Here is a 24336-nt window from a genome sequence, read left to right on the forward strand (position 1 = left end):
GATCCCCGTCGGACTCCCACGCCTCCTCGGTGAGCAACGCACGCTCAGCAACGCCACCGCGGCGACGCGACGACCAACCCCGGGACCAAGCACCGCAGGCACCGCCCGGCGCTCCTCAACGACATCCGCCCCAGACGGCCCGCCGCAGCTGCTGCCGAAGCGGCGCGAGCCCAAGTAACTCCAGACGCCGACAGCCCCCCGGGTCCTGAGCGCCGCACGCTCCGCGGCGCCGCGCGGCGACGCCAACCCGGCCCGGGCCCCCTGCCCTACCGGGCCATCACCCGCCGCCCTCCCGCAACGCGACGCAAGCTCAAGTAACGCTGTCGCCGTGCGACTTGGGTGGTGTCGGCGCTTTCGTCCTACGACGTCGGGAGTTGCCTCCCGTAGTCGACGGTTTCGTTCTTCGGGGGTTGGGTCACTGTGAAGTTCTTGCCCCAGTCGGAGAAGCTGAGCGTTCCCGCGCTGCCGCCGCGGACCAGGCGGAGTGGGTACGGCTTGCCCTGCAGGGAGACGTCCAGCGTGCCGCCGGAGCCCTTGTCGCCGGTGATGCGGATGGTGCGGGTGCCCGACTGCTCGTAGTGCCCGTCCGTGGCCAGCGTGCCGTGCAGGGTCAGCAGGCCGTCGAGGAGCACGGCCTTGTCCGTGAAGCCGCTGAACTTCTTGTACACGGGATCACCCTGCGGCACCCTCACGTACTTGCCGTCGAGCTTGTCCGCCGCCGCCGTGTCCCCGCCCTTGCCGTCGGTGCCGTCCGCGTGGCTCCAGAAGGCCGCGTCGGCCTTCAGATACAGCTGCTCGCCGATCCGCAGCACATGGAAGGTCGTCCCCTCCGAGGTGACCGACCCGATGCCGCCCTCCGGCTTCAGACGCATGTCGAGCCGGTACGTGTGCCCGCGGGTGACGACCGTCCCGGACAGCCGCACCGCGTCCACGGAGCCGGCGGCCGCCCTGGTCCTGCTCTGGATCTTCTCCGCGGACAGCTTGCCCACGCCGTTGGTACCCGCGTCCGGATCCTCGTTGCACGCCGCGAGCGCCGCCGTTCCCGTCATCACCAGTGCGCACGTCGCGCTCACGAGCACGGCGCGGCGGATACGGCCCTGGGAAATCGCAGTCACAGGTGGGGCTGCCTTTCTGACGGGTCCTGAGCGGCGTACCGCAGCGTACCGGGGCCGCACCCGCCAGGCGGAGCCAGTCCGTCCGGACCGCTCACCAGGGCGTGCCCGATCAGGACGGGCTAGCCTGAAGCCCACCGAGCGGGCAATTCGGGAAAGGAACGCGATCCACAGCACTCCTGTACATAAAGGGAGCACAGTCATGGCAGCCGGCGCCCCCCGGATCTTCGTCTCGCATCTCGCCGGTGTCCCCGTCTTCGATCCGAACGGCGACCTGGTGGGCCGCGTGCGCGACCTGGTGGTCATCCTCCGGGTCGGACGACGCCCCCCGCGGCTGCTCGGGCTGGTCGTGGAACTGTCCACCCGGCGCCGTATCTTCCTGCCCATGACCCGGGTGACCAGTATCGAGTCCGGCCAGGTCATCGCCACCGGTGTGCTCAACGTCCGCCGCTTCGAGCGCCGGCCCACCGAACGCCTCGTCTTCGGAGAACTGCTCGACCTGCGCGTCAAACTCGTCGAGACCGACGAGGAGGTCACCGTCCTGGACGTGTCCGTGCAGCAGCTGCCGGCCCGCCGGGACTGGGAGGTCGACCGGGTCTTCGTCCGCAAGGGGAAGAAGGGCAGCGCCTTCCGGCGCGCCAAGGGGGAGACGCTCACCGTCGAATGGTCCGCCGTCACCGGGTTCTCCCTGGCGGAGCACGGTCAGGGCGCCGAGAGCCTGCTCGCCACCTTCGAGCAGCTGCGCCCCGCCGACCTCGCCAACGTCCTGCACCACCTCTCCCCCAAGCGGCGCGCCGAGGTCGCCGCCGCCCTGGACGACGACCGTCTCGCCGACGTCCTGGAGGAGCTGCCCGAGGACGACCAGATCGAGATCCTCGGCAAGCTGAAGGAGGAGCGCGCCGCGGACGTCCTGGAGGCCATGGACCCGGACGACGCGGCCGACCTGCTCGCCGAGCTCCCGGAGGCCGACAAGGAGCGGCTGCTGAGCCTGATGCAGCCCGCCGACGCGGCCGACATGCGGCGCCTGATGTCGTACGAGGAACACACCGCCGGCGGCCTCATGACCACCGAGCCCATCGTGCTGCGCCCGGACGCGACCGTCGCCGACGCCCTCGCCCGCGTCCGCAACCCGGACCTGTCCCCCGCCCTCGCCGCCCAGGTCTACGTCTGCCGCCCGCCGGACGAGACACCGACCGGCAAGTACCTGGGCACGGTCCATTTCCAGCGCCTGCTGCGCGATCCGCCGTACACCCTGGTCAGCTCGCTGGTCGACGACGACCTGCAGACGCTCGACCCGGAGGCCACCCTGCCGATCATCGCCGGGTTCTTCGCCACGTACGACATGGTGGCGGCGCCCGTGGTCGACGAGGCGGGCTCGCTGCTCGGCGCGGTCACCGTGGACGACGTACTGGACCACATGCTCCCCGACGACTGGCGGGAGACGGAGTTCCACCTGGACGAGGAGACCGACCGGGCAACGGGAGCGGGTACGGGCGGAGGAGCGGGCGAGGGGGCGGGTGCGCATGGTTCCTGAGCGCGAGACCGCCGCCCGCGAGCGCACCCTGGCCGGCGCCACCGCCGCCACCCGCCCGCGCACGCCCCGGCTCGACCAGCCGCGGCCGCGGCGGCGCCGGATCATGCCCGAGTGGGACCCGGAGGCCTTCGGACGGCTGTCGGAGAAGATCGCGCGCTTCCTGGGCACGGGACGCTTCATCGTCTGGATGACGGTCGTCATCATCCTGTGGGTGCTGTGGAACATCGCCGCGCCGGCCGCCCTGCGCTTCGACAACTACCCCTTCATCTTCCTGACCCTGATGCTGTCCCTCCAGGCCTCCTACGCGGCCCCGCTGATCCTGCTCGCGCAGAACCGGCAGGACGACCGCGACCGCGTCAACCTCGAACAGGACCGCAAGCAGAACGAGCGGTCCATCGCGGACACCGAGTACCTCACCCGGGAGATCGCCGCCCTGCGCATGGGTCTGGGCGAGGTGGCGACCCGGGACTGGATCCGCTCCGAGCTGCAGGACGCCATCAAGGACCTGGAGCAGCTGCGGCACCTCGACGGACACCCCGCATTCCCGGCAGAGCGGACGGACCGCTCGGCCGGACGTGACGCAGAAGACCACTGAGGGGCTACCCGGACGCCGCACGGATCGCCGTACCATCGTCCTTATGGCTACGGAAGACGCGGTGCGCGAAGCACTGGCGACGGTGAACGACCCCGAGATCAACCGCCCCATCACCGAACTGGGGATGGTCAAATCCGTGGAGATCGGAGCGGACGGCGCGGTCGCGGTCACCGTGTACCTGACGGTCTCCGGCTGCCCGATGCGCGAGACGATCACGCAGCGCGTGACCGACGCGGTCTCCCGGGTCGAGGGCGTCACCCGCGTCGACGTCACGCTCGACGTCATGAGCGACGAGCAGCGCAAGGAGCTGGCGAACGCCCTGCGCGGCGGCCAGGCCGAGCGCGAGGTCCCCTTCGCCAAGCCCGGCAACCTGACCCGGGTGTACGCGGTCGCCTCCGGCAAGGGCGGCGTCGGCAAGTCCTCGGTGACGGTGAACCTGGCGACGGCGATGGCCGCGGACGGCCTGAAGGTGGGCGTGGTCGACGCCGACATCTACGGCCACAGCGTGCCGCGCATGCTGGGCGCGGACGGCCGTCCGACCCAGGTCGAGAACATGATCATGCCGCCGTCCGCGAACGGCGTGAAGGTCATCTCGATCGGCATGTTCACCCCGGGCAACGCGCCGGTCGTCTGGCGCGGTCCGATGCTCCACCGCGCGCTCCAGCAGTTCCTGGCCGACGTGTACTGGGGCGACCTGGACGTGCTGCTGCTCGACCTGCCGCCCGGCACGGGCGACATCGCCATCTCGGTCGCCCAGCTGATCCCGAACGCGGAGATCCTGGTCGTGACGACCCCGCAGCAGGCCGCCGCGGAGGTCGCCGAGCGCGCCGGCTCCATCGCCGTCCAGACCCACCAGAAGATCGTCGGTGTGGTCGAGAACATGTCCGGCCTGCCCTGCCCGCACTGCGGCGAGATGGTCGACGTCTTCGGCACGGGCGGCGGCCAGCTGGTGGCCGACGGCCTGAGCCGCACCACGGGCACGACCGTCCCCGTCCTCGGCAACATCCCGATCGACGTCCGCCTGCGCGAGGGCGGCGACGAGGGCAAGCCGGTGGTCCTGACCGACCCCGACTCTCCGGCGGGCGCGGCACTGCGGTCGATCGCGGGGAAGCTCGGCGGACGCCAGCGGGGCCTTTCGGGGCTGTCGCTGGGGATCACCCCGAAGAACAAGTTCTAGGGTCCTGGGGTCTTCCACGACCCTGTGACGAGGGGCGCCGCTGTGCAGCGGCGCCCCTTTGCGCATGTCCCTGTCGGCTAGGCGTACGCCGCGATGTCCTTGATCATGGCGAAGCCGAGCCCGTACGCGCTCATGCCCCTTCCGTACGCCCCCACGTGCACCCCCTCCTGCGTCGACCCGGCGAGCACCCAGCCGAATTCGGACTCCCGGTAGTGGAAGGGAGTCGGCACGCCGTCGACGGGCAGGGACAGGGTCGACCAGTCCGGGCCGGTGAGGTCGTCCGCGAGGACCCACGCCGTCTCCGTCTGCTGCTCCAGCCAGTCGTCACGGAGGCTGTGGTCCATCTGGCCGGGCCAGGTGAAGGACAGCAGCCCCACACCGGCCAGCCAGGCCGCCGAGGAGACCGTGGTGGCCTCCAGGAAGCCCGTGCCGTCCGCGCTGCGCCGGGAGGGGTTCGCCGCGACGGTCACCACGACGGCGAACTTCTCCCGGGGCTCCGTCGCGGAGCCGACCGCGTACTCGTTCTTCACGGAGGGCTCGTCCCCGTGCCCGATCGAACCGTGCTCGACGGCGCCGTCGGCCGCCGTACCGACCTGCATCAGCCAGCGCGGCCCCGTGAAGGCCTCGTCGAGGCCGTACCACGGGAAGGGCGCCAGCAGGTAGCCGTCGACCGTACGCCGGGCGTAGGGGACCTGCCGGCCACCCTCCGCATCCGGCGCCTGCGCGACCGCCCCACTTGTCGTCTCCATGTGCCCGGACGCCTCCTCGCTCTCGTCGGACCGGGGTGGCCCGCCCCCCTTCGGGCGTACTCGTCCGGTCCGCACAACAACTCGGCAGCATATCCACCTCACTGCGGGCAGCAGGGAAACCGCCCGCCGCGTGGGTCGTACGCGCGGCCTGTTCACGCCGCACGGGGCGCATGCGCGGTATGAAACGCGTCACGTCCCGGCGCAGGGGCGCACCGGGACGCGCAGTTCACGGGCGTACGACGGTCAGGTGGCGTCCGCGTCGAAGGGCGGACGCTCGTCCTTGGCGGGGTCTTCGGGCTTCTTCGTCATGTCGATGCGGCCACCGGACGAGGACGAGGAGGACGAGGAGGAGGAGGAGGACGACGAGGTGTCCGTGTCGCGGCTGTGGACCGCGTCCGTGACCTCGGCCATCTCCTTCTTCAGGTCGAAGCCGTTGCGGATCTCCTTCAGCCCCAGTTCGTCGTTGTCCAGCTGCTTGCGGATGAACGCCTTGGGGTTGAGGTCCTCGAACTCGAAGTCCTTGAACTCCGGGCCCAGCTCGGCGCGGATGTCCTGCTTGGCGCTCTCCGAGAACTCGCGGATCTTCCGGACCGTACGCATGACGTCCTGGATGACCTTCGGGAGCTTGTCCGGACCGAAGACGAGCACGGCGAGCACGATGATCGTGAGCAGCTCGAGCGGTCCTATGTCATTGAACACCTGAAGCTCCTTGCGATGTCCTCGGTCCTCGGCCCTCGGCGGTCTGTGTCACTGGTGTTCCGTGGTCCGGGCCGGGTCCACGGTACCCGGCGGACCTGTCCGATCGGTACCGTCCCGAGGTGTCCGAGTGCGTGTAGAGCACCGGTTTTGGGGGTTGTTTGCCTTGTGAGGCCATGTGCCGGGCTTCACCTGTGAGGTTTCTGTCAGTTGTCGTCGGACGATCCGAGCACCAGCGAGACCGACCTGGGCCCGCCGTCGCGCTCGACGGTCAGCCGCAGCCGGTCGCCGGGACGGTGGGCCCGGGTCTTCACGATCAGTTCCTCCCCGGAGTGGACGGGCTGGCCATCCACCTCGGTGATGACATCGCCCGACCGGAGTCCGGCCCGGTCGCCCGGCCCGCCCGTGGTGACCGCGGGCGAGCCCTTGGCGCCCTTGGTGCCGATACGGGCGCCGTCGCCCGTGTAGCCCATGTCGAGGGTGATCCCGATGACCGGGTGGGCCGCCTTGCCCTTGTTGATCAGTTCCTCGGCGACCCGCCTGGCCTGGTTGACCGGGATGGCGAAGCCGAGGCCGATGGAGCCCGCCTGGCCGTCTCCCGAGCCCGAGGCGCTGTCGGCGGACCGTATGGCGGAGTTGATACCGATGACATGGGCCTGCGAGTCGAGGAGGGGTCCGCCCGAGTTGCCGGGGTTGATGGGCGCGTCGGTCTGCAGGGCGTCGACGTACGACACGTCGCTCCCGTCCTCGCTCTCACCGCCGGCCGTGATGGGCCGCTCCTTGGCGCTGATGATGCCGGAGGTGACGGTGTTGGCGAGGTCGAAGGGGGCGCCGATGGCGACGACGGGGTCGCCGACCTGGACGTTGTCGGAGTTGCCGAGCGGCAGGGGCTTGAGCCCGTGCACCCCGGTCACCTGCACGACGGCGAGGTCGTAGCCGGTGTCCCGGCCGACGATCCTGGCCTTGGCGGTGTCCCCGCTGCTGAAGGTCACCGATATCTCGCCGCCCGACGCGGCGAACTCGACGACATGGTTGTTGGTGAGAATGTGGCCGCGCGTGTCGAGCACGAAGCCCGTGCCGGTGCCCTGCTCGTTGCTGCCGGTCACATGCAGGGTGGCCACGCTCGGCAGCGCACGGGCGGCGATCCCGGCCACGCTGTCCGGCGCCCGCCCGGCCGGCACCTTGCCCGACTGCGGCAGCTGGATGTCCCCCACACCGCCGTTGCGCTCCAGATAGGCCCCGACGGCCCCGCCGATGCCCCCGGAGACGAGGGCGAGCACCAGGGCCCCGCCGACGAGGGCCCGCCTGGCCCGCTTGCGGCGCTGCTGCTGGGTGGGGACCGCGGCGCCGTTCTGCTGGAGAGGGGCGTGGGCGGAGGCCTGGGCGGCGGACCAGGGGTCGTAGCGGTGCCAGGGGTCGGGATGCGGGGCGCCGGCCTGGGCCTCGGGGGGCGGGAGCGGGGTGTCGTGGGGCACGGGGGTCGCCAGGACGGGGACCGGTGCGGCGTGCGGCAGCCCAGGGGCAGGGACCGGCGAGGCCTGCGGCAGCCCAGCGGCAGGGACCGGCGAGGCCTGCGGCAGCCCAGCGGCGGGAACCGGTGCGGCGTGCGGCGGCACGGGGGCAGGGACCGGCGAGGCCTGCGGCAGCCCAGGGGCAGGGACCGGCGAGGCCTGCGGCAGCCCAGCGGCAGGGACCGGCGAGGCCTGCGGCAGCCCAGCGGCAGGGACCGGCGAGGCCTGCGGCAGCCCAGCGGCAGGAGCCGGCGAGGCCTGCGGCGGCACCGGCGCCGGAGCAGGCGTGGGCAGGGTCGTGCCGTGCGTGGGTGTGGTTGCCGGGTGCTGGACCGGCGGAGCGGGTGCCCAGGGGCCCGGTTCGCCGTACGGCGGCGTGCTGTACGGGTCGGGGTCGTGCAGGGGCCTGGGGCGGTCGGTGGCGGTCGGTACGGCGGGAGTGCCGGGCCCGGGCGCGGCGGTGCCCGGCGCCGCCGGGAGCCGGGCGTCGGTCACGGTCGACGTGTCGACCCGCGCCTCCACGCCCTGTCCGGGCAAGCCCGCGTCCCGTACGGCCGGCTCGGCACCCTGCTCCTCGCGCTCCGCGTCCGGACGCGAGGGCGCCTCCAGCTCGAAGTCTCCGTCGGCGGGCGGCGCCGGGCGGGCCAACTCGAAGTCACCCTCGCTGTCGTCCGGCACCGGAACCGCGGCCGCGGCATCCCCGGCCTCCGGAACCTGCGGCCGAGGCCGACTCCACCACTTCGCCTTGGCGGGCTTCGTCGGTTTCCCCTCGTTCATGCTCTCCCCACAGCTGGCCGCGGAACGTCGACTCCGTGCCCGGAAACTCCGCCGCGGACACGGCCCTCACCGGATTCAACCAGGTTCGGGGGACAGCGCGCAGAGACCGGTCAGGGGGCCGTGCGGGACGAGGAGGAGGGGGTGGGAGCGGAGGTGGTGTCGGGGACGGGTGTGGCGAGCAGGCCGGGGCCGGTGACCTCGGGGGCCGATGACCACGAGGTCAGGGCGACCGGCGGGGTCGTGTCGAGCGGTCGTATCAACGGGGACATGGCGGCCGCGCCGGCCACGACGGGCGCGGTCAGCCTGTGCACGGCGTCCTGGACCTGCCCGTCGGCGGGGGACGGCACTCCGGGCACCAGAGGCGCGGACATCGAGGTCGGCACCACGGGAGTCTCCCCGAGCAGCGTGCCCTGGGCGAGCAGCGGTCCGACGGCGCGACGGCGCTGGGTTTCGGGCGCCGAAGCGGGCCCTCCGCCCTGGGTGCGGGCCGGTGTGACATTGCTGCCGCTGCCGGAGCCGCCGCGGGCGTCCGCCGCCGTGTCGCCCGGGATGCCCGTGGTCACGCCGCCCAGCGCGACCGCGGCCAGGGACACCGCCCCGGCCGCGACGAACGCGAACCGCAGCCCGCGCGAGGCGGACCGGTCGGCGTCGGGGCGTCCGACGGGGTGGATGCGGAAGCCACGGTCGGCGGCGGAGGGTGAGGCATGGGTGGCGGGGACATAGCCGAACTCGAACCGGTCGGGGCGTCGGACCCCGAAGACCCCGGTGTCGGAGGCACGTCCGGACAGTCCCGTGCCGCCCAGCGGCGAGCCCGTGTCGTCATCGTCGCCGCCACCGGGGAGTCCCTGGAGACGGGCCAGGAAGCTCTCGGACGGCGGGGGCGGGGCCGCCTCCGCGAAGACGTTCTTCAGCCGGCGCTGGGCGTCCGCCTCCGCCTTGCACTTGGCACAGGTGGCCAGGTGGGCCAGGACGCGGTCGCGCGACTCATGACCGAGTTCCCCGTCCACGAGGGCGGAGAGCCGGTCTCCCAGGTGCTGCTCTGCGAGGCGTGCCTCGGCAGGTTTGGGTCGTGTTCCACTCACGCGGGCGCGCCCCCTCCTCCCAGCGCGGGCACGCGTGCCACGAACGAGCGCCGCTCGGCGGCCCGGGCCTGAGGGGAACGGTGGGCGAGGGCCTTGCGCAGCTGCGAGCGGCCGCGGTGGATCCGGGAGCGGACCGTGCCCAGCTTCACACCGAGGGTCGCGGCGATCTCCTCGTACGACAGTCCTTCGATGTCGCACAGGACGACGGCGGCGCGGAACTCGGGCGCGAGGGTGTCGAGGGCCTGCTGGACGTCCGCGTCGAAGTGGGCGTCGTTGAACACCTGCTGCGGGGTCGGCTCCTTGCTGGGCAGACGCTCTGCCGCGTCCTCGCCCAGGGCGTCGAAGCGGATGCGCTGCTTGCGCCGGACCATGTCCAGGAACAGGTTCGTGGTGATGCGGTGCAGCCAGCCCTCGAAGGTGCCCGGCGTGTAGGTCGACAGGGAGCGGAACACACGGACGAAGACCTCCTGGGTGAGGTCCTCGGCGTCGTGCTGGTTGCCCGTGAGGCGGTAGGCCAGCCGGTAGACCCGGCCGCTGTGCGTGCTGACGATCTCCTCCCATGTGGGCGGAGTCCATGCCTGAGCGTCCGCGTCGGTGGAGAACGTCGCGGTCTGGGCAAGGCCGGCGGCGTGGCTGGCGTCAGCAGCGGTGTCGTTCACGGATTTCGGCCTACCCGCCGATCCGAGAAAGCGCCGAAGCACTCCTCCCCGATCCACAGGCTCAGCCGCACCTCCCCTGTCGGCTCTGGTGGTGTCCAGTGGAGCCCCTACCATAGCCACCTCGCCCGTTAGCTCCGGATAAGCGGTTTTACGAGAATTTGATCTGGGCTGATACGGCACATACGGCTGCGTCAGCACTTGCTCGGCGTCCTGGTCCATCTCTTACCCCCCGTCGGGTCCCCCCACCACTCGCTCATCCCTTTAAACGCCCGGTCCCATCTGCGGGTTCCCGGGGCCAACGGATACAGTCACGCCGAGGCAACCACGGGGACAGGAGAGGGTCATTACCGGCAACCGGCAGACGAGCTGGGCGTTCGCCGACGCCTTTGTCGCCGAGGACGACGCGCTTCGCTGGGCCCGTGACCGGGCCCGGGAGGCGGGCCTGCGCTCGGTGTCGCCCGGCGCGGGCGCCGCGCTGCGGTTGCTCGCCGCCACCGTGGACGCCAAGGCGGTCGCGGAGATCGGCACCGGCTGCGGGGTGTCGGGGATCCATCTGCTGCACGGCATGCGGCCGGACGGCGTGCTGACCACCGTGGATCCCGAGCCGGAGCACCAGCAGTTCGCCCGGCAGGCCTTCCGCGCCTGCGGCTTCGCCAGCAACCGGGCCCGCTTCATCCCCGGCCGCGCCCTGGACGTCCTGCCCCGGCTCGCGGACGCCGGCTACGACCTCGTCTTCTGCGACGGCGACCGCCTGGAGTACCTGGACTATCTCGCTGAATCGTTGCGTCTGCTCCGGCCGGGTGGCGTGGTGGTCTTCGAGGGCGTCTTCGGCAACGGCCGGACGGTCGACTCGGGACCGCAGCCCACGGAGGTGCTGCGACTGCGCGAGCTGCTGCGCACGGTGCGCGAGAGCCAGGAGCTGGTGCCCTCACTGCTGCCGGTGGGCGACGGCCTGCTGTGCGCCGTCAAGCGCTGACCGCACGCGCGGACGGCAGTGCGGTCGACGGACCTGCGCCCGGGAACGCAGCTGCCCCGGCACTACGTACGGTGCCGGGGCAGCTGAAAGGGTATGGTCGCTGGCGCGTCAGACGACGACCTTCTTGAGGGCGTCGCCGAGCGCCTCGGCCTCGTCAGGGGTCAGCTCGACGACGAGCCGACCGCCGCCTTCGAGCGGAACGCGCATGACGATGCCCCGCCCCTCCTTGGTCACCTCGAGCGGGCCATCGCCCGTCCGCGGCTTCATGGCCGCCATGCTCGTTCCCCTTCCTGAAACCAGCTCATCGTCTGCCGACGGCCCTGGAGGGCACGCGCGATCCGTGTGGGACACGCGACACCGGCATCGAACACATTGCTTCCAAGCCATTATCCCGCATCTCAGGACCCGATGACCAACATCAGTCGGCATCGCTTGGGCAACGCGCGCGAGCAAAACCACTCAATTCGGCGATGTGACTGCGATACTGCGCCACCGCACGGACATCGGCCGACGAAAACCGTGGCGAATTTCTTTGACGCAGGTCACACGTCGGGTCCGGCCCGTGGACGGGGTTCTCCGCCATGCTGTCCTCAGACAACGGCGTACCGAGCGGTACGTCAGAGCCGCCACAGCAGAGGGGATGCGCCATGGCCGACACCGTGCTCTACGAGGTGACCGACGGACTCGCGACGATCACGCTGAACCGCCCCGAGGCGATGAACGCGCTGAACATCGCGGCCAAGGTCGCCCTGCGGGACGCGGCACAGGAGGCGGCGGGCGACGGGTCCGTGCGGGCGATCCTGCTCACCGCCGCCGGGGACCGGGCGTTCTGCGTGGGCCAGGACCTCAAGGAACACATCGGGCTGCTCGCGGCCGACCGCGAGACGGGGGCCGGGCAGACGATGACCACGGTGAAGGAGCACTACAACCCGATCGTGCGGGCCCTCGCGGGGGCTGCGAAGCCGGTCGTCGCGGCGGTGAACGGGGTCGCGGCCGGGGCGGGCTTCGGTTTCGCGCTGGCGGCGGACTACCGGGTGGTGGCGGACACCGCGGCCTTCAACACGTCGTTCGCCGGGGTGGCGCTGACCGCCGACTCCGGGATCTCCTGGACGCTGCCGCGGGTCGTGGGCCCCTCGCGCGCCGCGGACCTGCTGCTCTTCCCGCGCAACATCAGCGCGCAGGACGCGTACGAGCTCGGCATCGCCAACCGGCTCGTGCCGGCCGCCGAGCTGCGGGCCGAGGCCGAGAAGATCGCCCGGAAATTGGCCGACGGGCCGACGGTGGCCTACGCGGCGCTCAAGGAGGCGGTCGCCTTCGGGCTCACGCACTCCCTGGACGAGACGCTGGACAAGGAGGACGAGCTGCAGACCCGCGCGGGCAGGTCCGAGGACCACGCGATCGCGGTGCAGGCGTTCGTGAACAAGGAGAAGCCGAAGTATCTGGGCCGGTGACGGACGGCCGTCGGCCGACGGCCGACGGCCTCTTCCTCACCCGCAGGTCTACGTGTTCCGGCTTGCGCAGCCTTCCAGGTGGTCGTTGACCAGTCCGCACGCCTGCATCAGCGCGTAGGCCGTCGTCGGGCCTATGAAGCGCAGGCCCCGCTTCTTGAGGGCCTTGGACAGGGCCGTGGACTCCGGGGTGACCGCGGGGACGTCGGAGAGGGTCTTCGGGGCCGGGCGGGCGGCCGGGTCGGGGGCGTGGGACCAGATCAGGCTGTCCAGCTCGCCCGAGGACCACTCCGCGAGCACGCGCGCGTTGGCGAGGGTCGCGTCGATCTTGGCGCGATTTCTGATGATGCCGGGGTCCACGAGAAGGCGTTCGCGGTCGTCGTCCGTGAAGGTGGCGACCTTCTCGATCCTGAAGTCGGCGAAGGCGGCGCGGAAGCCCGGGCGGCGGCGCAGGATCGTGATCCACGACAGGCCCGACTGGAAGGCCTCCAGGCTGAGGCGCTCGTAGAGGGCGTCGTCGCCGTGGACGGGGCGGCCCCACTCCTCGTCGTGGTACGTCACGTAGTCGTCGGTGGTCAGCGCCCAGGGGCAGCGCGGCGTGCCGTCGGGGCCGGCCAGGGCGGTGCCGTCGCTCACCGCTGGTCCTCCTGCGCGGGCTTGTCCAGCCGGACGTGCGCGGCGGCCTGGGCACCGGCGAGCGCGGACTCCAGGTGGGCGATACGGGCGTCCCGCTCGGCGAGTTCGGCGCCGAGGCGGCCGAGGGCGTCGTCCACGTCCGCCATGCGATAGCCGCGGGGGGCGAGCGGGAAGCGGAGGCTCTCCACGTCCGCGCGGCCGACGGGGCGGTCCGGGGGCAGCGAGTCGTCGAGGCGCTCGGGCGCGACCTCGGGCAGGGGGCCGGTGGCGCCCTCGCCGCCGCCCACCACGGCGAGTGTCACCGCGGCGACCACGACGGCGAGCGCGACGACCAGGAACAAGAACATAACCATCGCTGGGTCCCCACGCTCTGTAGTACTCGGTCTCGAAAGTCTCTCGCTCCGATCGTGCCATGCGAGTCTGACAGTTAGGGTCACAGGCGGGCGCGGGGCGGGACACAAGCACGACTCACTGGAAGAGGTCACAGGGGATGCTCAGGCTGGGCAGGCGGGAATTCGAGCCGCACGAGCCGGTGATCATGGCGATCGTGAACCGGACCCCGGACTCCTTCTACGACCAGGGGGCGACCTTCCGTGACGAGCCGGCGCTCGCGCGCGTGGAGCAGGCGGTGGCCGAAGGTGCCGCGATCATCGACATCGGCGGGGTGAAGGCCGGGCCCGGGGACGAGGTGACCGCTGAGGAGGAGGCGCGGCGGACGGTCGGTTTCGTGGCCGAGGTACGGCGGCGGTTCCCCGACGTGATCATCAGCGTGGACACCTGGCGGGCCGCGGTCGGGGAGGCCGTGTGCGAGGCCGGGGCGGACCTGCTGAACGACGCCTGGGGCGGGGTGGATCCGGGGCTGGCCGAGGTCGCGGCGCGGTACGGGGTGGGGCTGGTGTGCACGCACGCGGGGGGCACCGAGCCGCGGACCCGGCCGCACCGGGTGACGTACGACGACGTCATGGCCGACATCCTCCGGGTGACCGTGGGACTGGCCGAGCGTGCGGTGGCGCTGGGTGTGCCCCGCGAGTCGGTGATGATCGATCCCGGTCACGACTTCGGGAAGAACACGCGGCACAGTCTTGAGGCGACCCGGCGGCTGGACGAGATGGTGGCCACGGGGTGGCCGGTGCTGGTGTCGCTGTCCAACAAGGACTTCGTCGGGGAGACGCTGGACCGGCCCGTGAAGGAGCGGGTGTTGGGGACGCTGGCGACGACCGCGGTGTCCGCGTGGCTCGGCGCCCAGGTGTACCGGGTCCACGAGGTGGCCGAGACGAAGCAGGTCCTGGACATGGTGACGTCGATCGCGGGCCACCGCCCGCCGACGGTCGCGCGCAGGGGGTTGGCGTAGGCGCTCCCCGCCGCCCCCCGCTGCCGCTCACTCGAGCGCGCGCCCGATGTGTTCCATGTGAAGGGTCCGTGCCTCCGGGTCGACGCGGTACAGGATGCGCCAGGGGCCACGGTGGAGTCGACGGTGGTGGGTACCCCAGGCCCTGGAACCTTCAGGCCTGGGGTCCCCGGCGAGTTGATCGGTCGCCTGGAGGAGGGTGTCCACTCCGTGGGGGTCGTCCTTGAGGAAACCGGTGGCTTCGTCGAGCGCCATCGGCTCCCACTGGACCTCCCAGGTCACTCCGTACTCCTCCCCGCGGCTTCGAGGAGTATCCGCCGAGCCTCCGCATGGGGGACGGGGACTTCGGTGCGCCCCAGAGCCCGGTCCCGCTCAAGGCGGGCCAGCGCCAGAGCATCCTCAAGGTCTTCGAGCTCCGCCGGAGAGATGAGGACGGCAGTCGGGATGCCACGGTCGGTCAAGGTGATGTGCTCGTGCTGGGCAGCCCGGCGGGCAAGCTCACCGAGCTTGCCCCTCGCCTCGGCGATGGGATACGTAGCAGACATGAATCTAGTGTACATCCGGATTACACTTCGCTCGGCGCCTAACGCGCAGCCTCCTTCGACACCAGTGCCACCGCCTCCTCCACGTCGTCCGTGACGTGGAAGAGGAGCAGGTCCTTTTCGGAGGCCTTGCCCTGGGCGATCACGGTGCTCCTCAGCCAGGTGACCAGTCCGCCCCAGTACTCGGTGCCGAAGAGGACGATGGGGAAGCGCGTGACCTTCTGGGTCTGTACGAGGGTGAGGGCCTCGAAGAGCTCGTCCAGGGTGCCGAGGCCGCCGGGGAGCACCACGAAGCCCTGCGCGTACTTCACGAACATCATCTTCCGGACGAAGAAGTACCGGAAGTTGAGGCCGATGTCGACGTAGGAGTTGAGGCCCTGCTCGAAGGGCAGCTCGATGCCGAGGCCGACCGAGGTGCCGCCCGCCTCGCAGGCGCCCTTGTTGGCCGCCTCCATCGCGCCGGGACCGCCGCCGGTGATCACCGCCCAGCCGGCCTCCACCAGCCCGCGGCCGAGCCGCACACCGGCGTCGTACTCCGAGGAGTCCACCGAAGTGCGCGCCGAGCCGAACACACTGATCGCGGGCGGGAGTTCGGCCAGGGTGCCGAAGCCCTCGATGAACTCCGACTGGATCCGCAGGACCCGCCAGGGATCCGTGTGGACCCAGTCGGACGGGCCGCCCGCGTCCAGCAGGCGCTGGTCCGTCGTACTCGCGGTGACCTGACCCCGCCGCCGGAGGACCGGCCCCAGGCGCTGCTCCTCCGGTGGGCGCTTCTTGCCCTCGGGGTTGCCAGTAGCCATGTGCGCTCCCTCCGCGTGCAGGTGTATCCACGCAAGAGTAGATCCACCCTGGTTACGCACGCGGGACGTGAGCATGTCCGCAATGAAGCGTCAGACCCACACCCGTCGCGCGCCTCAGCTCGTCAGCCAGGCCCGCAGGCGCTCCTCGCCCGCCAGGATCTTGGCGATTTCCACCCTTTCATCCCTTTTGTGCGCCAAGTGCGGGTTTCCGGGGCCGTAGTTGACCGCCGGGATGCCCAGGGCGGAGAAACGGGAGACGTCCGTCCAGCCGTACTTCGGCTGCGGGGTGCCTCCGACCGCCTCGATGAAGGCCGCCGCGGCCGGGTGGGACAGTCCCGGCAGCGCCCCGCCGCTGTGGTCGTCCACCACGAACTCCGCCACGCCGCAGTCCGCGAAGACCTCGTGGACGTGCGCGAGCGCCTCCTCCTCGGACCGGTCCGGGGCATAGCGGAAGTTGACCGCCACCACGCACTCGTCGGGGATGACGTTGCCCGCCACCCCGCCAAAGATGCGCACCGCGTTCAGGCCCTCGCGGTACTCCAGGCCGTCGATCACCGGGTAGCGCGGTTCGTACGCCGCCAGGCGGGCCAGGATCGGGGCCGCCGTGTGGATCGCGTTGGAGCCCATCCAGCCGCGCGCCGAGTGGGCCCGCTCGCCCTTCGTCCGCAGCAGCACCCTCAGGGTGCCCTGGCAGCCGCCCTCGACCTGGCCGTCGGAAGGCTCCAGCAGCACCGCGAAGTCGCCCGTCAGCCAGTCGGGGTGCGCCTCGGCCACGTGCTTGAGGCCGTTCAGTTCGGCGGCGACCTCCTCGTTGTCGTAGAACACGAAGGTCAGGTCGCGGTTCGGGGCGGGGACGGTGGCCGCGATGCGCAGTTGGACGGCCACGCCGGACTTCATGTCGCAGGTGCCGCAGCCCCACAGGACGCCGTCCTCGTCGAGGCGCGAGGGGACGTTGTCGGCGATCGGGACCGTGTCGATGTGGCCGGCCAGGATCACCCGCTCCGCCCGGCCCAGCCGCGTACGGGCGACGACGTTGTTGCCGTACCGGTCGACCGTCAGATGCGGCAAGGAGCGCAGGGCGGCTTCGATCGCGTCGGCAAGCGGCTTCTCGGTGCCGCTCTCCGAGGGGAAGTCGACCAGCCGCGCCGTGAGCGCGGCGGCGTCCAGCGTCAGGTCAAGCGTGGTGTCGGCCATGGTGACGACCCTAACGCTCCCCCGGCCCGGCCGGGCCGCACCGCAGGCGCCACCCGCCTCCCGGGCCCGGGAGGCCTCCAGTACCTTGTACGGGTGCCAGAGTCGTCCCCCACTTCTCCCAAGCGTCGCGGCCGCCTCTTCCGTCTCAGCGCGGCCTTCTTCGTCCTGCTGGCCGTCGCGGGCTATCTCGTGGTGCAGTACGTCACGGGTGGCACCGGAGCCCCGGGCTGCAAGGTCGTCTCGGCCGAAGGCGGCGAGACCCCGTACGAGTTCACGCCCGAGCAGGCGGTGAACGCGGCGACGATCGCCGCCGTCGGCACCGGACGCGGCATGCCCGAGCGCGCCGTGACCATCGCGCTGGCGACCGCGCTGCAGGAGTCGGGCCTGCGCAACATCGAGCACGGCGACCGTGACTCACTGGGCCTGTTCCAGCAGCGGCCCTCGCAGGGCTGGGGCACCGAGAAGCAGATCATGGACCCGACCTACTCGGCGGGCATCTTCTACGAGCACCTGGCCAAGGTGCCCGACTACAGGGAACTCCCGCTCACGGTGGCCGCGCAGCGCGTGCAGCGCAGCGGCTTCCCGGAGGCGTACGCCAAGCACGAGCCGGATGCCAAGCTGCTCGCCGCGGCCCTGACCGGGCAGGCGGCGGCCACGCTGACCTGCCAGGGGCGCCCCGCGACGGGTACCTCGGCCGAGGCGGCGGCGACGGGTCCGGACGCCGTACGGGCCGCGCTGGTACGGGACTTCGGGCACGACGCGCTCCAGGAGGTCGGCGCCGAGGTGAGCGGTACGGCCGAGGCCAGTCCGTCCCCGAGCATGACCGCAGACTCGGGCGCCAGGACCGTGACCGTGCCGGTGCCGGACGACCGGAGGACCGACGGGACCGGGCGGACCGAGCGGGAGCGGGGCTGGCAGCTGGCCCACTGGGCGGTGGCCAACTCCTCGGCGCTGCACATCGCACGGGTCTCGTACGCGGGGCGGGTGTGGGCCGCCGGGAGCACGGACAGCCAGTGGCGCCCGACCGGCACGACGGGTGCCGCGGGTGCGGAGAAGTCGGCGGGGTCCGTTCGGATCGTGACCGGGCAGTAGTACGGGGGTTCACTCGCGGGGGTCACCCTGCGGGTGGTGACGCGGCGGTGTGCGCAGGTTTTCGTGCGGTCACTCTCCTGGTCGTAAACGCCCTTGGAAACAAAGGGCCGTAAGGATTCTGCGAAGTCGTACGGCGGGTGACTTTTGCCCGTTTTTATCCACAGCAGATAATGCGATGCGTTGCCAACTCTTTACCTTTGGGCTCCGCAACCTTCGTGGGCTTCGAGCGGTAGTCACTGCGTCCGAGCCCGGAGATCAACTGCCGGACACGGTCGGACACTTCAACGTTCTCTCCCGTCGAATGGAGCATCATGTCCCTCCCCCTGACCCGCAGGATCGCCCGTGCCGCGCTGCTCGTCGCAGCGGGAGCGGCCGCCGGGGTCGGTGCGGCCGGCTCCGCGAGCGCTGCCCCCGATCTGCCGGCCACCCCGAACCTCGGCGGCCTGACCGCCCTGGACGGAGCGCAGGTCGGCAACACGGTCGACGGTGCCACGCAGCACGTCACCGGGCTCGCGGGCGACGCGGGCGGCCAGGCGGTCAAGAAGGCGGTGCCGACCGCGGGCAAGGCCGGCGCCAAGGCCGTGCAGAAGGCGGCGCCCGCGGCACAGCAGGCCGCGGGGGACGCGACCGGCTCCGCCGGGCAGGTCCTCGGCGCCACGGCCGGGACGGCGACCAAGGGCGGGCTGCCCACGGACTCCCTCACCAAGGGCGGGCTGCCGACGTCCACGCTGCCGGTGAGCAGCCTGCCGCTCGGCTAGGCATCCAGGTCTCGACAGCGCGAAGGGGTCCAGGGAACCTCCCTGGACCCCTTCGCGCTGTGCTGTGCTGTGCTGTGCTGTGCAGTGCAGTGCCGTCCGGGCCGAACTAGCCCGCCAGTCGCGCCACCGCGGCCGCCACGCGCTCGTCCGTCGCCGTCAGGGCCACGCGGACGAACTTCTCGCCCGCCGTGCCGTAGAAGTCGCCGGGGGCGACCAGGATGCCTCGCTCGGCAAGACGGGCCACCGTGTCCCAGCAGGACTCGTCCCGGGTGGCCCAGAGGTACAGGCCGGCCTCGCTGTGCTCGATGCGGAAGCCGTGGGCCAGCAGGGCGTCGCGCAGGGCCGTGCGCCGGGCGGCGTAGCGTTCGCGCTGCTCGCGGACGTGGATGTCGTCGGACAGGGCCGCGACGACCGCCGCCTGCGTGGGCGCCGAGGTCATCATGCCGCCGTGCTTGCGGATCTCCAGGAGGGGGCCCAGGACGGCCGGGTCGCCGGCCAGGAAGGCCGCGCGGTAGCCCGCCAGGTTGGACCGCTTGGAGAGGGAGTGGACCGAGACGACGCCCTCGTACGAGCCGCCGTTGACGTCCGGGTGCAGGACCGAGACCGGGTCGGCCTCCCAGCCCAGCTCCAGGTAGCACTCGTCGGAGAAGAGCAGGACGCCGTGCTCGCGGGCCCAGGCGACGATCCGGGTGAGCTCCTCCTGGCCCAGCACCCTGCCCGTGGGGTTGGACGGCGAGTTCAGCCAGAGGAGCTTCAGGTTCGTGGGGTCGAGCTCGGTCGGGTCGTCGTAGACCTCGTACTCGGCGCGGGCCAGGCGGGCGCCGACCTCGTAGGTCGGATAGGCCAGACGGGGGTACGCGACCCGGTCGCCGGGGCCGAGGCCCAGTTGGGTGGGGAGCCAGGCCACCAGCTCCTTGGAGCCGACGATCGGCAGGACATGGCGGGGGGTGACCTCACGGGCGCCCAGCCGGCGCTCCAGCCAGCCCGTGATCGCGTCGCGCAGGGCCGGCGTGCCCCAGACGGTCGGATAGCCCGGCGAGTCGGCGGCGGCGATCAGGGCCTTCTGGATCAGCTCGGGGACCGGGTCGACCGGGGTGCCGACGGACAGGTCGACGATGCCGTCCGGGTGCGCCGCGGCCGTCTTCTTGTACGGCTCCAGCTTGTCCCAGGGAAAGGTGGGCAGACGGTCGGAGACTGCGGACACGATGTTCTGGCTCACTTTCGTCGGTACGGCAAACGCCTCGGTCCCGTACGGCGGTGATCAAGGCGATCGGGCCGTACGGGACCGAGGCGGCGCGCTGCGGGCTGCTCGGCCGCCTGCGGATTACTCGGCCTGCGGCGGCAGCGCGGCGATGAGGGGGTGGTCGCGCTCGATCAGGCCCAGCTTGCTGGCGCCACCGGGAGAGCCGAGTTCGTCGAAGAACTCGACGTTGGCCTTGTAGTAGTCCTTCCACTCCTCCGGAGTGTCGTCCTCGTAGAAGATCGCCTCGACCGGGCAGACCGGCTCACAGGCACCACAGTCGACGCATTCGTCCGGGTGGATGTACAAGGACCGCTGGCCCTCGTAGATGCAGTCGACCGGGCACTCCTCGATGCACGCCTTGTCCTTCACGTCGACACAAGGCTGCGCGATGACGTAGGTCACGCTGTCGTTCCTCCTCGATTGGGCGCTGGCGGGCCTCCGTAGGCTCCGCCGCCTGGCGCGCGGGAGCGCGGCGTCGTCGATGCCCGCCCCTAGTATCTCCGTTCTTGGGCATGATCCGAACAGGAGGGGTGAACCGACCTGTGGAATTCTCTGCCGCCGGGCGACTCGAGGTCCGTATCACCGCTGCTGACGTGGGTAAACGAGTCTCCGTACGGCGCTTGAGCGAACCTGGAACACGGGGTGAGAAGTTCACCGACACGGTGGGTGTTCTCACATCATGGGACAAGGGTGTGCTGCTGATCACACGCAAGAACGGGGAGACCGTTCGGATTCCGGAATCCTCGCTGGTCGCGGGCAAGGTCGTACCGGCCGCCCCGGCGCGTCGGCGGGGTCCCGCCGCCTCCTACGAGGAGCTCGCGCGCGTCGCCTCGCGGGCCTGGCGGCCGGTGGAGAGCGAGCGGCTGGGCGAGTGGGAGCTGCGGGCCGCAGTGCAGGAGGTGCCGCGCGATGGGGGTCCCCCCAGGCGTTCAGCTCTGGGGGAGCGTCCCTGGGGGGCGCTGGTCGGGCGACGGGTGGGCTTCACGCGGCGGGCCAACAGTGTGCTTCCGCTCGGCGACCCCGGCCTTCCGCTCGACGCGGCACTGGAAGCCGTACGACGCTGGTACGGCGAGCGCGGCCTGCCCGCGTACATCCAGACCGCGACCGGCGCCGAGGGCACGCAGGAGCTGCTGTGCGCGGAGCTGGAGCGGCGCGGCTGGGTGCGCGAGGTGACCGCCGAGCTGTGGATCGGCGCCCTGGCGCCGGTGGCCGACCGGGACGAGGGCGCCCAGGTGGTGCTGGACCGGGAGGCGGACGAGGCGTGGCTGGACCGGTATCAGCGCAAGGGGGTGAGCGAGGTGGCCCTGAAGGTGCTGGGCAGCGGGCCGTCGGTGTGGTTCGCGACCGTCCCGGGTGAGGCCGGGGGCGCGCCGGCCGCGATCGGGCGGTGTGTCGTGGACGGACGGTGGGCCGGCTTCGCGGCCGTCGAAGTGGCCCCGGAGCAGCGCAGACGCGGCCTGGGCAGTGCCGTGATGGCCGCTCTCGCCCGCCAGGCCCTGGCCGAGGGTGCCTCGGCCGCCTGGCTGCAGGTCGAGGAGGACAACGAGGCGGCCCGGGCGCTGTACGCCGCCATGGGCTTCGCCGCGCATCACGCGTATCACCACTACCGGGAGCCGGGCGCCTCCGGCGCCCGCCGGTGATACGGATCATCGCCGGTCGGTAGGACGGATCATCGTCGGTCGGTGGTACGGATCACCGTGAAAGGGCACGAGCCAGCTATGCGTCCCCCTTATCCCCCATCGCCGGAGCGGTCGGCCGAGGTGCGGCACCGGTTCGCCGAGGAGGCACGGTCCGAACGGCCCGACCTCTCGGCGCTGTGTCTGCTGCTCGGCGCGTCGGCCGACGGCGCGCTCGACGAGACGGGCATGGACGCCGCGCAGATGGAGCTGGACCGGCTGGCGGGACAGCTGCCGTACCGGCCCGGCGGGCCCCTGGCCTGGGCGACGGCGCTGCACCACCTGCTCGGCGTCCGCTGCGAGTTCCACGGCTCCGCCGCGGACTACCGCCGTCTGGAGTCCTCGCTGCTGCACGAGGTGCTGCGGCGGCGGCGCGGGCTGCCGATCCTGCTGTCGGTGGTGTGGATGGAGGTGGCGCGACGGGCGGGCGCGCCGGTGTACGGGGTCGCGCTGCCGGGGCACTTCGTGGTCGGGTTCGGGGCGGCCGGGGAGCAGGTGCTCGCCGATCCCTTCGACGGGGGCAGGGTGCTCACGGGGACGGACGCCGAGCTGCTCGTCGTCGGGGCGACGGGGGCTCCGCTGGATCCGGGCATGCTGGTGCCCGCGGATCCGCTGGATGTCGTCGTGCGGATCCTGAACAACGTCCGGGCGTGGGCCGCGGCCCGGCCGGAGCGGTCGGACGTGGCGCTGTGGGCGGTGGAGCTGTCGTTGCTGCTGCCCTCGCATCCGGCGCGGCTGCGCTACGAGCGGGCGCAACTCCTCGTGCAGCGCGGTGAGTTCCTGGCCGGAGCGGCGGAGCTGGAGGCGTACGCGGAGGTGGTGGCCGGGGTGGACGAACCGACCGCACAGCGGGTACGACGTCAGGCGCACACGGCGCGCTCCATGCTCAACTAGGGGCAGCCAGGGGGTGTTCCAGCGGGTTACAGCCAGCCCTTCTCCCGCGCGATCCGTACCGCTTCCGCCCTGTTCCGCACGGCCAGCTTCTGGATCGCCGTCGAGAGGTAGTTGCGGACCGTGCCCTGGGACAGGTGCAGGGCTGCCGCCAGTTCGGCGTTGGTGGAGCCGTCGGCCGCGGCGCGCAGGACCTCGCGTTCGCGGTCGGTGAGGGGGTTGGCGCCCTCGGCCAGGGCGGCCGCGGCGAGCGTGGGGTCGATGACCCGCTCGCCGGTTAGCACCTTGCGGACGGCCTCGGCGAGTTGGGCGGCCGGGGCGTCCTTGACCAGGAAGGCGTCCGCGCCCGCCTCCATGGCGCTGCGCAGATAGCCGGGGCGGCCGAAGGTGGTGAGGACGACCAGCTTGACCGCGGGAAGTTCCTTGTGGAGCCGGGCCGCGGCCTCGATTCCCGTGCAGCCCGGCATCTCGATGTCGAGCAGGGCGACGTCCACATCGTGCTCCCGGGCGGCCGCCGACACCTCGTCGCCGCGCGAGACCTGGGCGACGACCTCGATGTCGTCCTCAAGGCCGAGCAGGGCGGCCAGCGCCTCGCGGACCATCGACTGGTCCTCGGCGAGGAGAACCTTGATCGTGCTGCTCATGCCCCGGATACTACGTCCACCCCACTGGCCGTGGGCACACGGGCGACCAGCCGGAACCCGTGCCTGACCCGGCCCGCCTCCAGTGTGCCGCCGACCTTCTCCAGGCGCTCGGTCAGACCGGTCAGGCCATTGCCGGGACCCTTGCCGGAGCCGCCCGATCCGTCGTCCTCGACGGAGAGTTCGAGGACCGGGCCGTCCAGCGTCTGGCGTTCCAGGAGCTCCACCGTGCAGCGTCCGGCACCGCTGTGCCGTACGACGTTGGTGACCGCCTCGCGCAGCGCCCAGGCGAGGGCGGACTCGCCCTCCTCGGGGACGCCGTCGAGGTCCGGTTCGGCGGGCACCTGGGCGGTGACCCCGGCGGCGGTCAGGGCGACCTGGGCACCGGCGAGTTCGGCGGCCAGCCGGGGACGCCGATAGCCGGTGACCGCCTCGCGCACGTCTACCAGGGCCTGCCGGCTGACCTGTTCGATGTCGGCGACCTGCTGCGCCGCCTTGTCGGGGTGGTCGGGGAGCATCCGGCCGGCCAGTTCGCTCTTCAGCGTGATGAGGGAGAGCGAGTGGCCGAGCAGGTCGTGCAGGTCCCGGGCCAGGCGCAGCCGCTCCTCGTTGGCGGCGAGTTGGGCGACGGTGGCACGGGCCTTGCGCAACTCGATGGTCGTACGGACCAGTTGGACGACCCCCGTCATGGCGAATCCGATGAGGAACACCAGGATCAGCAGGTCCAGGGCGTGCTGCTCGCCGACGTGCAGGCCGACCAGCAGCATCACACCCGCCGTCCCCGGGATCGCCCAGCAGGCGACCCGCAGCGGGAGGGTGGCCCCGCAGGCGACGGAGACGTAGCAGTACAGGGCGAGCCAGGGCGCGCCGAGCGTGAAGGACAGCAGGGTCGCGAGGACCCCGAGGACGGCGATCAGGGCGCCGACCCGCCTCGGGGTGGCCGGACTGCCCATGTCCCGGAAGACCAGGGTCAGATAGACCCCGACGAAGACCGCCAGGCCCAGCCAGCCGGCCACGGTCGCCCCGGTGGTGTGGCTCCCGGAGACGAGGTCGTTGACCGGGGCGCTGAGGAAGACCAGCCAGACGCCGATCCACAGCATCTTGCGCAGGAACAGGTCGCGCCGGCTGCGGGAGGACTGTCCCAGGGGGATCAGCTGCTCCCGGCGGGCTTCCTCGGTCAGCGGGTCCTCCGTCATGGC

The 24336-nt window shown here is 71.7% G+C and carries 27 protein-coding genes; 10 read left to right on the top strand and 17 right to left on the bottom strand.

The features are described from left to right. Positions 1-359: 359 nt before the first annotated feature. Complete coding sequence (locus ACZ4EG_RS25810) at positions 360-1115, bottom strand: hypothetical protein (RefSeq protein WP_467792251.1); 756 nt, start codon at positions 1113-1115, stop codon at positions 360-362. 199 nt (positions 1116-1314) lie between these two features. Between ACZ4EG_RS25810 and ACZ4EG_RS25815 the strand changes: the two genes are divergently transcribed. Genes ACZ4EG_RS25815 through ACZ4EG_RS25825 form a run of 3 tightly spaced genes read left to right on the top strand, consistent with a single transcriptional unit; the run spans position 1315 to position 4418 of the window. Continuing rightward, a complete protein-coding gene (locus tag ACZ4EG_RS25815) occupies positions 1315-2646 on the top strand; it encodes a magnesium transporter MgtE N-terminal domain-containing protein (RefSeq protein ID WP_467792252.1) in 1332 nt (443 codons plus the stop codon). Next, positions 2636-3241, top strand: coding sequence for a DUF1003 domain-containing protein (locus tag ACZ4EG_RS25820; protein WP_467792253.1), 606 nt, complete (start codon positions 2636-2638; stop codon positions 3239-3241). The genes ACZ4EG_RS25815 and ACZ4EG_RS25820 overlap by 11 nt, the downstream gene beginning before the upstream one ends. Before the next feature lie 43 nt (positions 3242-3284). Continuing rightward, entirely contained in the window at positions 3285-4418 is a 1134-nt protein-coding gene (locus ACZ4EG_RS25825) for an Mrp/NBP35 family ATP-binding protein (protein WP_453553519.1), read from the top strand. A 77-nt stretch (positions 4419-4495) separates the two neighbouring features. On the opposite strand, the gene ACZ4EG_RS25830 is transcribed toward ACZ4EG_RS25825, so the two are convergent. The 5 genes from ACZ4EG_RS25830 to sigE form a co-directional block, all read right to left on the bottom strand. Then, complete coding sequence (locus tag ACZ4EG_RS25830) at positions 4496-5167, bottom strand: hypothetical protein (RefSeq protein ID WP_390731279.1); 672 nt, start codon at positions 5165-5167, stop codon at positions 4496-4498. A gap of 243 nt (positions 5168-5410) precedes the next feature. Next, positions 5411-5866 carry a sec-independent translocase gene (locus ACZ4EG_RS25835; RefSeq protein WP_467792254.1) on the bottom strand — a complete coding sequence of 152 codons (456 nt, stop codon included), beginning with the start codon at positions 5864-5866 and terminating at the stop codon, positions 5411-5413. Positions 5867-6069: 203 nt separating this feature from the next. After that, a complete protein-coding gene (locus ACZ4EG_RS25840) occupies positions 6070-8151 on the bottom strand; it encodes a S1C family serine protease (protein ID WP_467792255.1) in 2082 nt (693 codons plus the stop codon). 110 nt (positions 8152-8261) lie between these two features. Further along, entirely contained in the window at positions 8262-9233 is a 972-nt protein-coding gene (locus ACZ4EG_RS25845) for an anti-sigma factor family protein (protein WP_467792256.1), read from the bottom strand. Next, positions 9230-9934, bottom strand: coding sequence for an RNA polymerase sigma factor SigE (gene sigE, locus ACZ4EG_RS25850; protein ID WP_390708723.1), 705 nt, complete (start codon positions 9932-9934; stop codon positions 9230-9232). Before sigE ends, ACZ4EG_RS25845 begins: the two co-directional genes overlap by 4 nt. A gap of 235 nt (positions 9935-10169) precedes the next feature. Between sigE and ACZ4EG_RS25855 the strand changes: the two genes are divergently transcribed. Further along, positions 10170-10868, top strand: coding sequence for an O-methyltransferase (locus ACZ4EG_RS25855; RefSeq protein WP_390708984.1), 699 nt, complete (start codon positions 10170-10172; stop codon positions 10866-10868). Positions 10869-10976: 108 nt separating this feature from the next. On the opposite strand, the gene ACZ4EG_RS25860 is transcribed toward ACZ4EG_RS25855, so the two are convergent. Continuing rightward, entirely contained in the window at positions 10977-11144 is a 168-nt protein-coding gene (locus ACZ4EG_RS25860) for a DUF3117 domain-containing protein (protein WP_018544333.1), read from the bottom strand. 371 nt (positions 11145-11515) lie between these two features. Between ACZ4EG_RS25860 and chcB the strand changes: the two genes are divergently transcribed. Next, entirely contained in the window at positions 11516-12319 is an 804-nt protein-coding gene (gene chcB / locus ACZ4EG_RS25865) for a 2-cyclohexenylcarbonyl CoA isomerase (RefSeq protein WP_467792257.1), read from the top strand. A gap of 48 nt (positions 12320-12367) precedes the next feature. Here the strand turns inward: chcB and ACZ4EG_RS25870 are convergent, their stop codons facing one another. Together ACZ4EG_RS25870 and ACZ4EG_RS25875 are read right to left on the bottom strand one after the other, a co-directional pair. Further along, positions 12368-12952, bottom strand: coding sequence for a DNA-3-methyladenine glycosylase I (locus ACZ4EG_RS25870; RefSeq protein WP_467792258.1), 585 nt, complete (start codon positions 12950-12952; stop codon positions 12368-12370). After that, on the bottom strand, positions 12949-13305 hold the full coding sequence (locus ACZ4EG_RS25875) for a DivIVA domain-containing protein (protein WP_363294046.1): 357 nt from the start codon (positions 13303-13305) through the stop codon (positions 12949-12951). Before ACZ4EG_RS25875 ends, ACZ4EG_RS25870 begins: the two co-directional genes overlap by 4 nt. Before the next feature lie 137 nt (positions 13306-13442). Here ACZ4EG_RS25875 and folP point away from each other — a divergent pair, with 137 nt between their 5' ends. After that, a complete protein-coding gene (gene folP / locus ACZ4EG_RS25880) occupies positions 13443-14303 on the top strand; it encodes a dihydropteroate synthase (RefSeq protein WP_467792259.1) in 861 nt (286 codons plus the stop codon). A gap of 27 nt (positions 14304-14330) precedes the next feature. On the opposite strand, the gene ACZ4EG_RS25885 is transcribed toward folP, so the two are convergent. From ACZ4EG_RS25885 to dapE, 4 genes are all read right to left on the bottom strand, one after another. Continuing rightward, complete coding sequence (locus tag ACZ4EG_RS25885) at positions 14331-14582, bottom strand: type II toxin-antitoxin system RelE family toxin (RefSeq protein WP_467792260.1); 252 nt, start codon at positions 14580-14582, stop codon at positions 14331-14333. After that, on the bottom strand, positions 14579-14845 hold the full coding sequence (locus ACZ4EG_RS25890) for a type II toxin-antitoxin system prevent-host-death family antitoxin (protein ID WP_453553538.1): 267 nt from the start codon (positions 14843-14845) through the stop codon (positions 14579-14581). The genes ACZ4EG_RS25885 and ACZ4EG_RS25890 overlap by 4 nt, the downstream gene beginning before the upstream one ends. 38 nt (positions 14846-14883) lie before the next feature. Beyond that, positions 14884-15642, bottom strand: coding sequence for an LOG family protein (locus tag ACZ4EG_RS25895; protein ID WP_453553540.1), 759 nt, complete (start codon positions 15640-15642; stop codon positions 14884-14886). Between the two features lie 114 nt (positions 15643-15756). Next, the gene (dapE, locus tag ACZ4EG_RS25900) at positions 15757-16836 is read right to left on the bottom strand and encodes a succinyl-diaminopimelate desuccinylase (protein ID WP_467792261.1); all 1080 of its coding nucleotides are present in this window, start codon (positions 16834-16836) and stop codon (positions 15757-15759) included. Positions 16837-16929: 93 nt separating this feature from the next. Between dapE and ACZ4EG_RS25905 the strand changes: the two genes are divergently transcribed. Both ACZ4EG_RS25905 and ACZ4EG_RS25910 read left to right on the top strand, forming a co-directional pair. Further along, the gene (locus ACZ4EG_RS25905; protein ID WP_467792262.1) at positions 16930-17928 is read left to right on the top strand and encodes a VldE C-terminal domain-containing protein; all 999 of its coding nucleotides are present in this window, start codon (positions 16930-16932) and stop codon (positions 17926-17928) included. A gap of 311 nt (positions 17929-18239) precedes the next feature. Next, positions 18240-18686 (top strand): ATP-binding protein, encoded by a 447-nt coding sequence (locus ACZ4EG_RS25910; protein ID WP_467792263.1) that lies wholly within the window; start codon positions 18240-18242, stop codon positions 18684-18686. Between the two features lie 106 nt (positions 18687-18792). On the opposite strand, the gene ACZ4EG_RS25915 is transcribed toward ACZ4EG_RS25910, so the two are convergent. Then, a complete protein-coding gene (locus ACZ4EG_RS25915) occupies positions 18793-19890 on the bottom strand; it encodes a bifunctional succinyldiaminopimelate transaminase/glutamate-prephenate aminotransferase (RefSeq protein WP_467792264.1) in 1098 nt (365 codons plus the stop codon). A 120-nt stretch (positions 19891-20010) separates the two neighbouring features. Further along, the gene (fdxA, locus tag ACZ4EG_RS25920; RefSeq protein WP_263212261.1) at positions 20011-20331 is read right to left on the bottom strand and encodes a ferredoxin; all 321 of its coding nucleotides are present in this window, start codon (positions 20329-20331) and stop codon (positions 20011-20013) included. Between the two features lie 140 nt (positions 20332-20471). Here fdxA and ACZ4EG_RS25925 point away from each other — a divergent pair, with 140 nt between their 5' ends. Further along, positions 20472-21569: a GNAT family N-acetyltransferase gene (locus tag ACZ4EG_RS25925; RefSeq protein WP_467792265.1), complete on the top strand. Its 1098-nt coding sequence runs from the start codon at positions 20472-20474 to the stop codon at positions 21567-21569. 78 nt (positions 21570-21647) lie between these two features. Continuing rightward, positions 21648-22499 (top strand): transglutaminase family protein, encoded by an 852-nt coding sequence (locus ACZ4EG_RS25930; protein WP_453553552.1) that lies wholly within the window; start codon positions 21648-21650, stop codon positions 22497-22499. A gap of 26 nt (positions 22500-22525) precedes the next feature. On the opposite strand, the gene ACZ4EG_RS25935 is transcribed toward ACZ4EG_RS25930, so the two are convergent. Both ACZ4EG_RS25935 and ACZ4EG_RS25940 read right to left on the bottom strand, forming a co-directional pair. Then, positions 22526-23140: a response regulator transcription factor gene (locus ACZ4EG_RS25935; RefSeq protein ID WP_453553554.1), complete on the bottom strand. Its 615-nt coding sequence runs from the start codon at positions 23138-23140 to the stop codon at positions 22526-22528. Continuing rightward, on the bottom strand, positions 23137-24333 hold the full coding sequence (locus ACZ4EG_RS25940) for a sensor histidine kinase (RefSeq protein ID WP_467792364.1): 1197 nt from the start codon (positions 24331-24333) through the stop codon (positions 23137-23139). Before ACZ4EG_RS25940 ends, ACZ4EG_RS25935 begins: the two co-directional genes overlap by 4 nt. Positions 24334-24336: the final 3 nt, after the last annotated feature.

This window comes from Streptomyces sp. NPDC025638 (assembly GCF_055558775.1).

Bases quoted from the DNA above. Each gene is read 5' to 3' on its own strand.
- ACZ4EG_RS25860 (WP_018544333.1), bottom strand. From the start codon at position 11,144: ATGGCGGCCATGAAGCCGCGGACGGGCGATGGCCCGCTCGAGGTGACC.
- ACZ4EG_RS25825 (WP_453553519.1), top strand. From the start codon at position 3,285: ATGGCTACGGAAGACGCGGTGCGCGAAGCACTGGCGACGGTGAACGAC.
- ACZ4EG_RS25830 (WP_390731279.1), bottom strand. From the start codon at position 5,167: ATGGAGACGACAAGTGGGGCGGTCGCGCAGGCGCCGGATGCGGAGGGT.
- ACZ4EG_RS25935 (WP_453553554.1), bottom strand. From the start codon at position 23,140: ATGAGCAGCACGATCAAGGTTCTCCTCGCCGAGGACCAGTCGATGGTC.
- ACZ4EG_RS25930 (WP_453553552.1), top strand. From the start codon at position 21,648: ATGCGTCCCCCTTATCCCCCATCGCCGGAGCGGTCGGCCGAGGTGCGG.
- folP (WP_467792259.1), top strand. From the start codon at position 13,443: ATGCTCAGGCTGGGCAGGCGGGAATTCGAGCCGCACGAGCCGGTGATC.
- chcB (WP_467792257.1), top strand. From the start codon at position 11,516: ATGGCCGACACCGTGCTCTACGAGGTGACCGACGGACTCGCGACGATC.
- ACZ4EG_RS25840 (WP_467792255.1), bottom strand. From the start codon at position 8,151: ATGAACGAGGGGAAACCGACGAAGCCCGCCAAGGCGAAGTGGTGGAGT.
- ACZ4EG_RS25895 (WP_453553540.1), bottom strand. From the start codon at position 15,642: ATGGCTACTGGCAACCCCGAGGGCAAGAAGCGCCCACCGGAGGAGCAG.
- ACZ4EG_RS25815 (WP_467792252.1), top strand. From the start codon at position 1,315: ATGGCAGCCGGCGCCCCCCGGATCTTCGTCTCGCATCTCGCCGGTGTC.
- ACZ4EG_RS25875 (WP_363294046.1), bottom strand. From the start codon at position 13,305: ATGGTTATGTTCTTGTTCCTGGTCGTCGCGCTCGCCGTCGTGGTCGCC.
- dapE (WP_467792261.1), bottom strand. From the start codon at position 16,836: ATGGCCGACACCACGCTTGACCTGACGCTGGACGCCGCCGCGCTCACG.
- ACZ4EG_RS25940 (WP_467792364.1), bottom strand. From the start codon at position 24,333: ATGACGGAGGACCCGCTGACCGAGGAAGCCCGCCGGGAGCAGCTGATC.
- ACZ4EG_RS25890 (WP_453553538.1), bottom strand. From the start codon at position 14,845: ATGTCTGCTACGTATCCCATCGCCGAGGCGAGGGGCAAGCTCGGTGAG.
- ACZ4EG_RS25910 (WP_467792263.1), top strand. From the start codon at position 18,240: ATGTCCCTCCCCCTGACCCGCAGGATCGCCCGTGCCGCGCTGCTCGTC.
- ACZ4EG_RS25820 (WP_467792253.1), top strand. From the start codon at position 2,636: ATGGTTCCTGAGCGCGAGACCGCCGCCCGCGAGCGCACCCTGGCCGGC.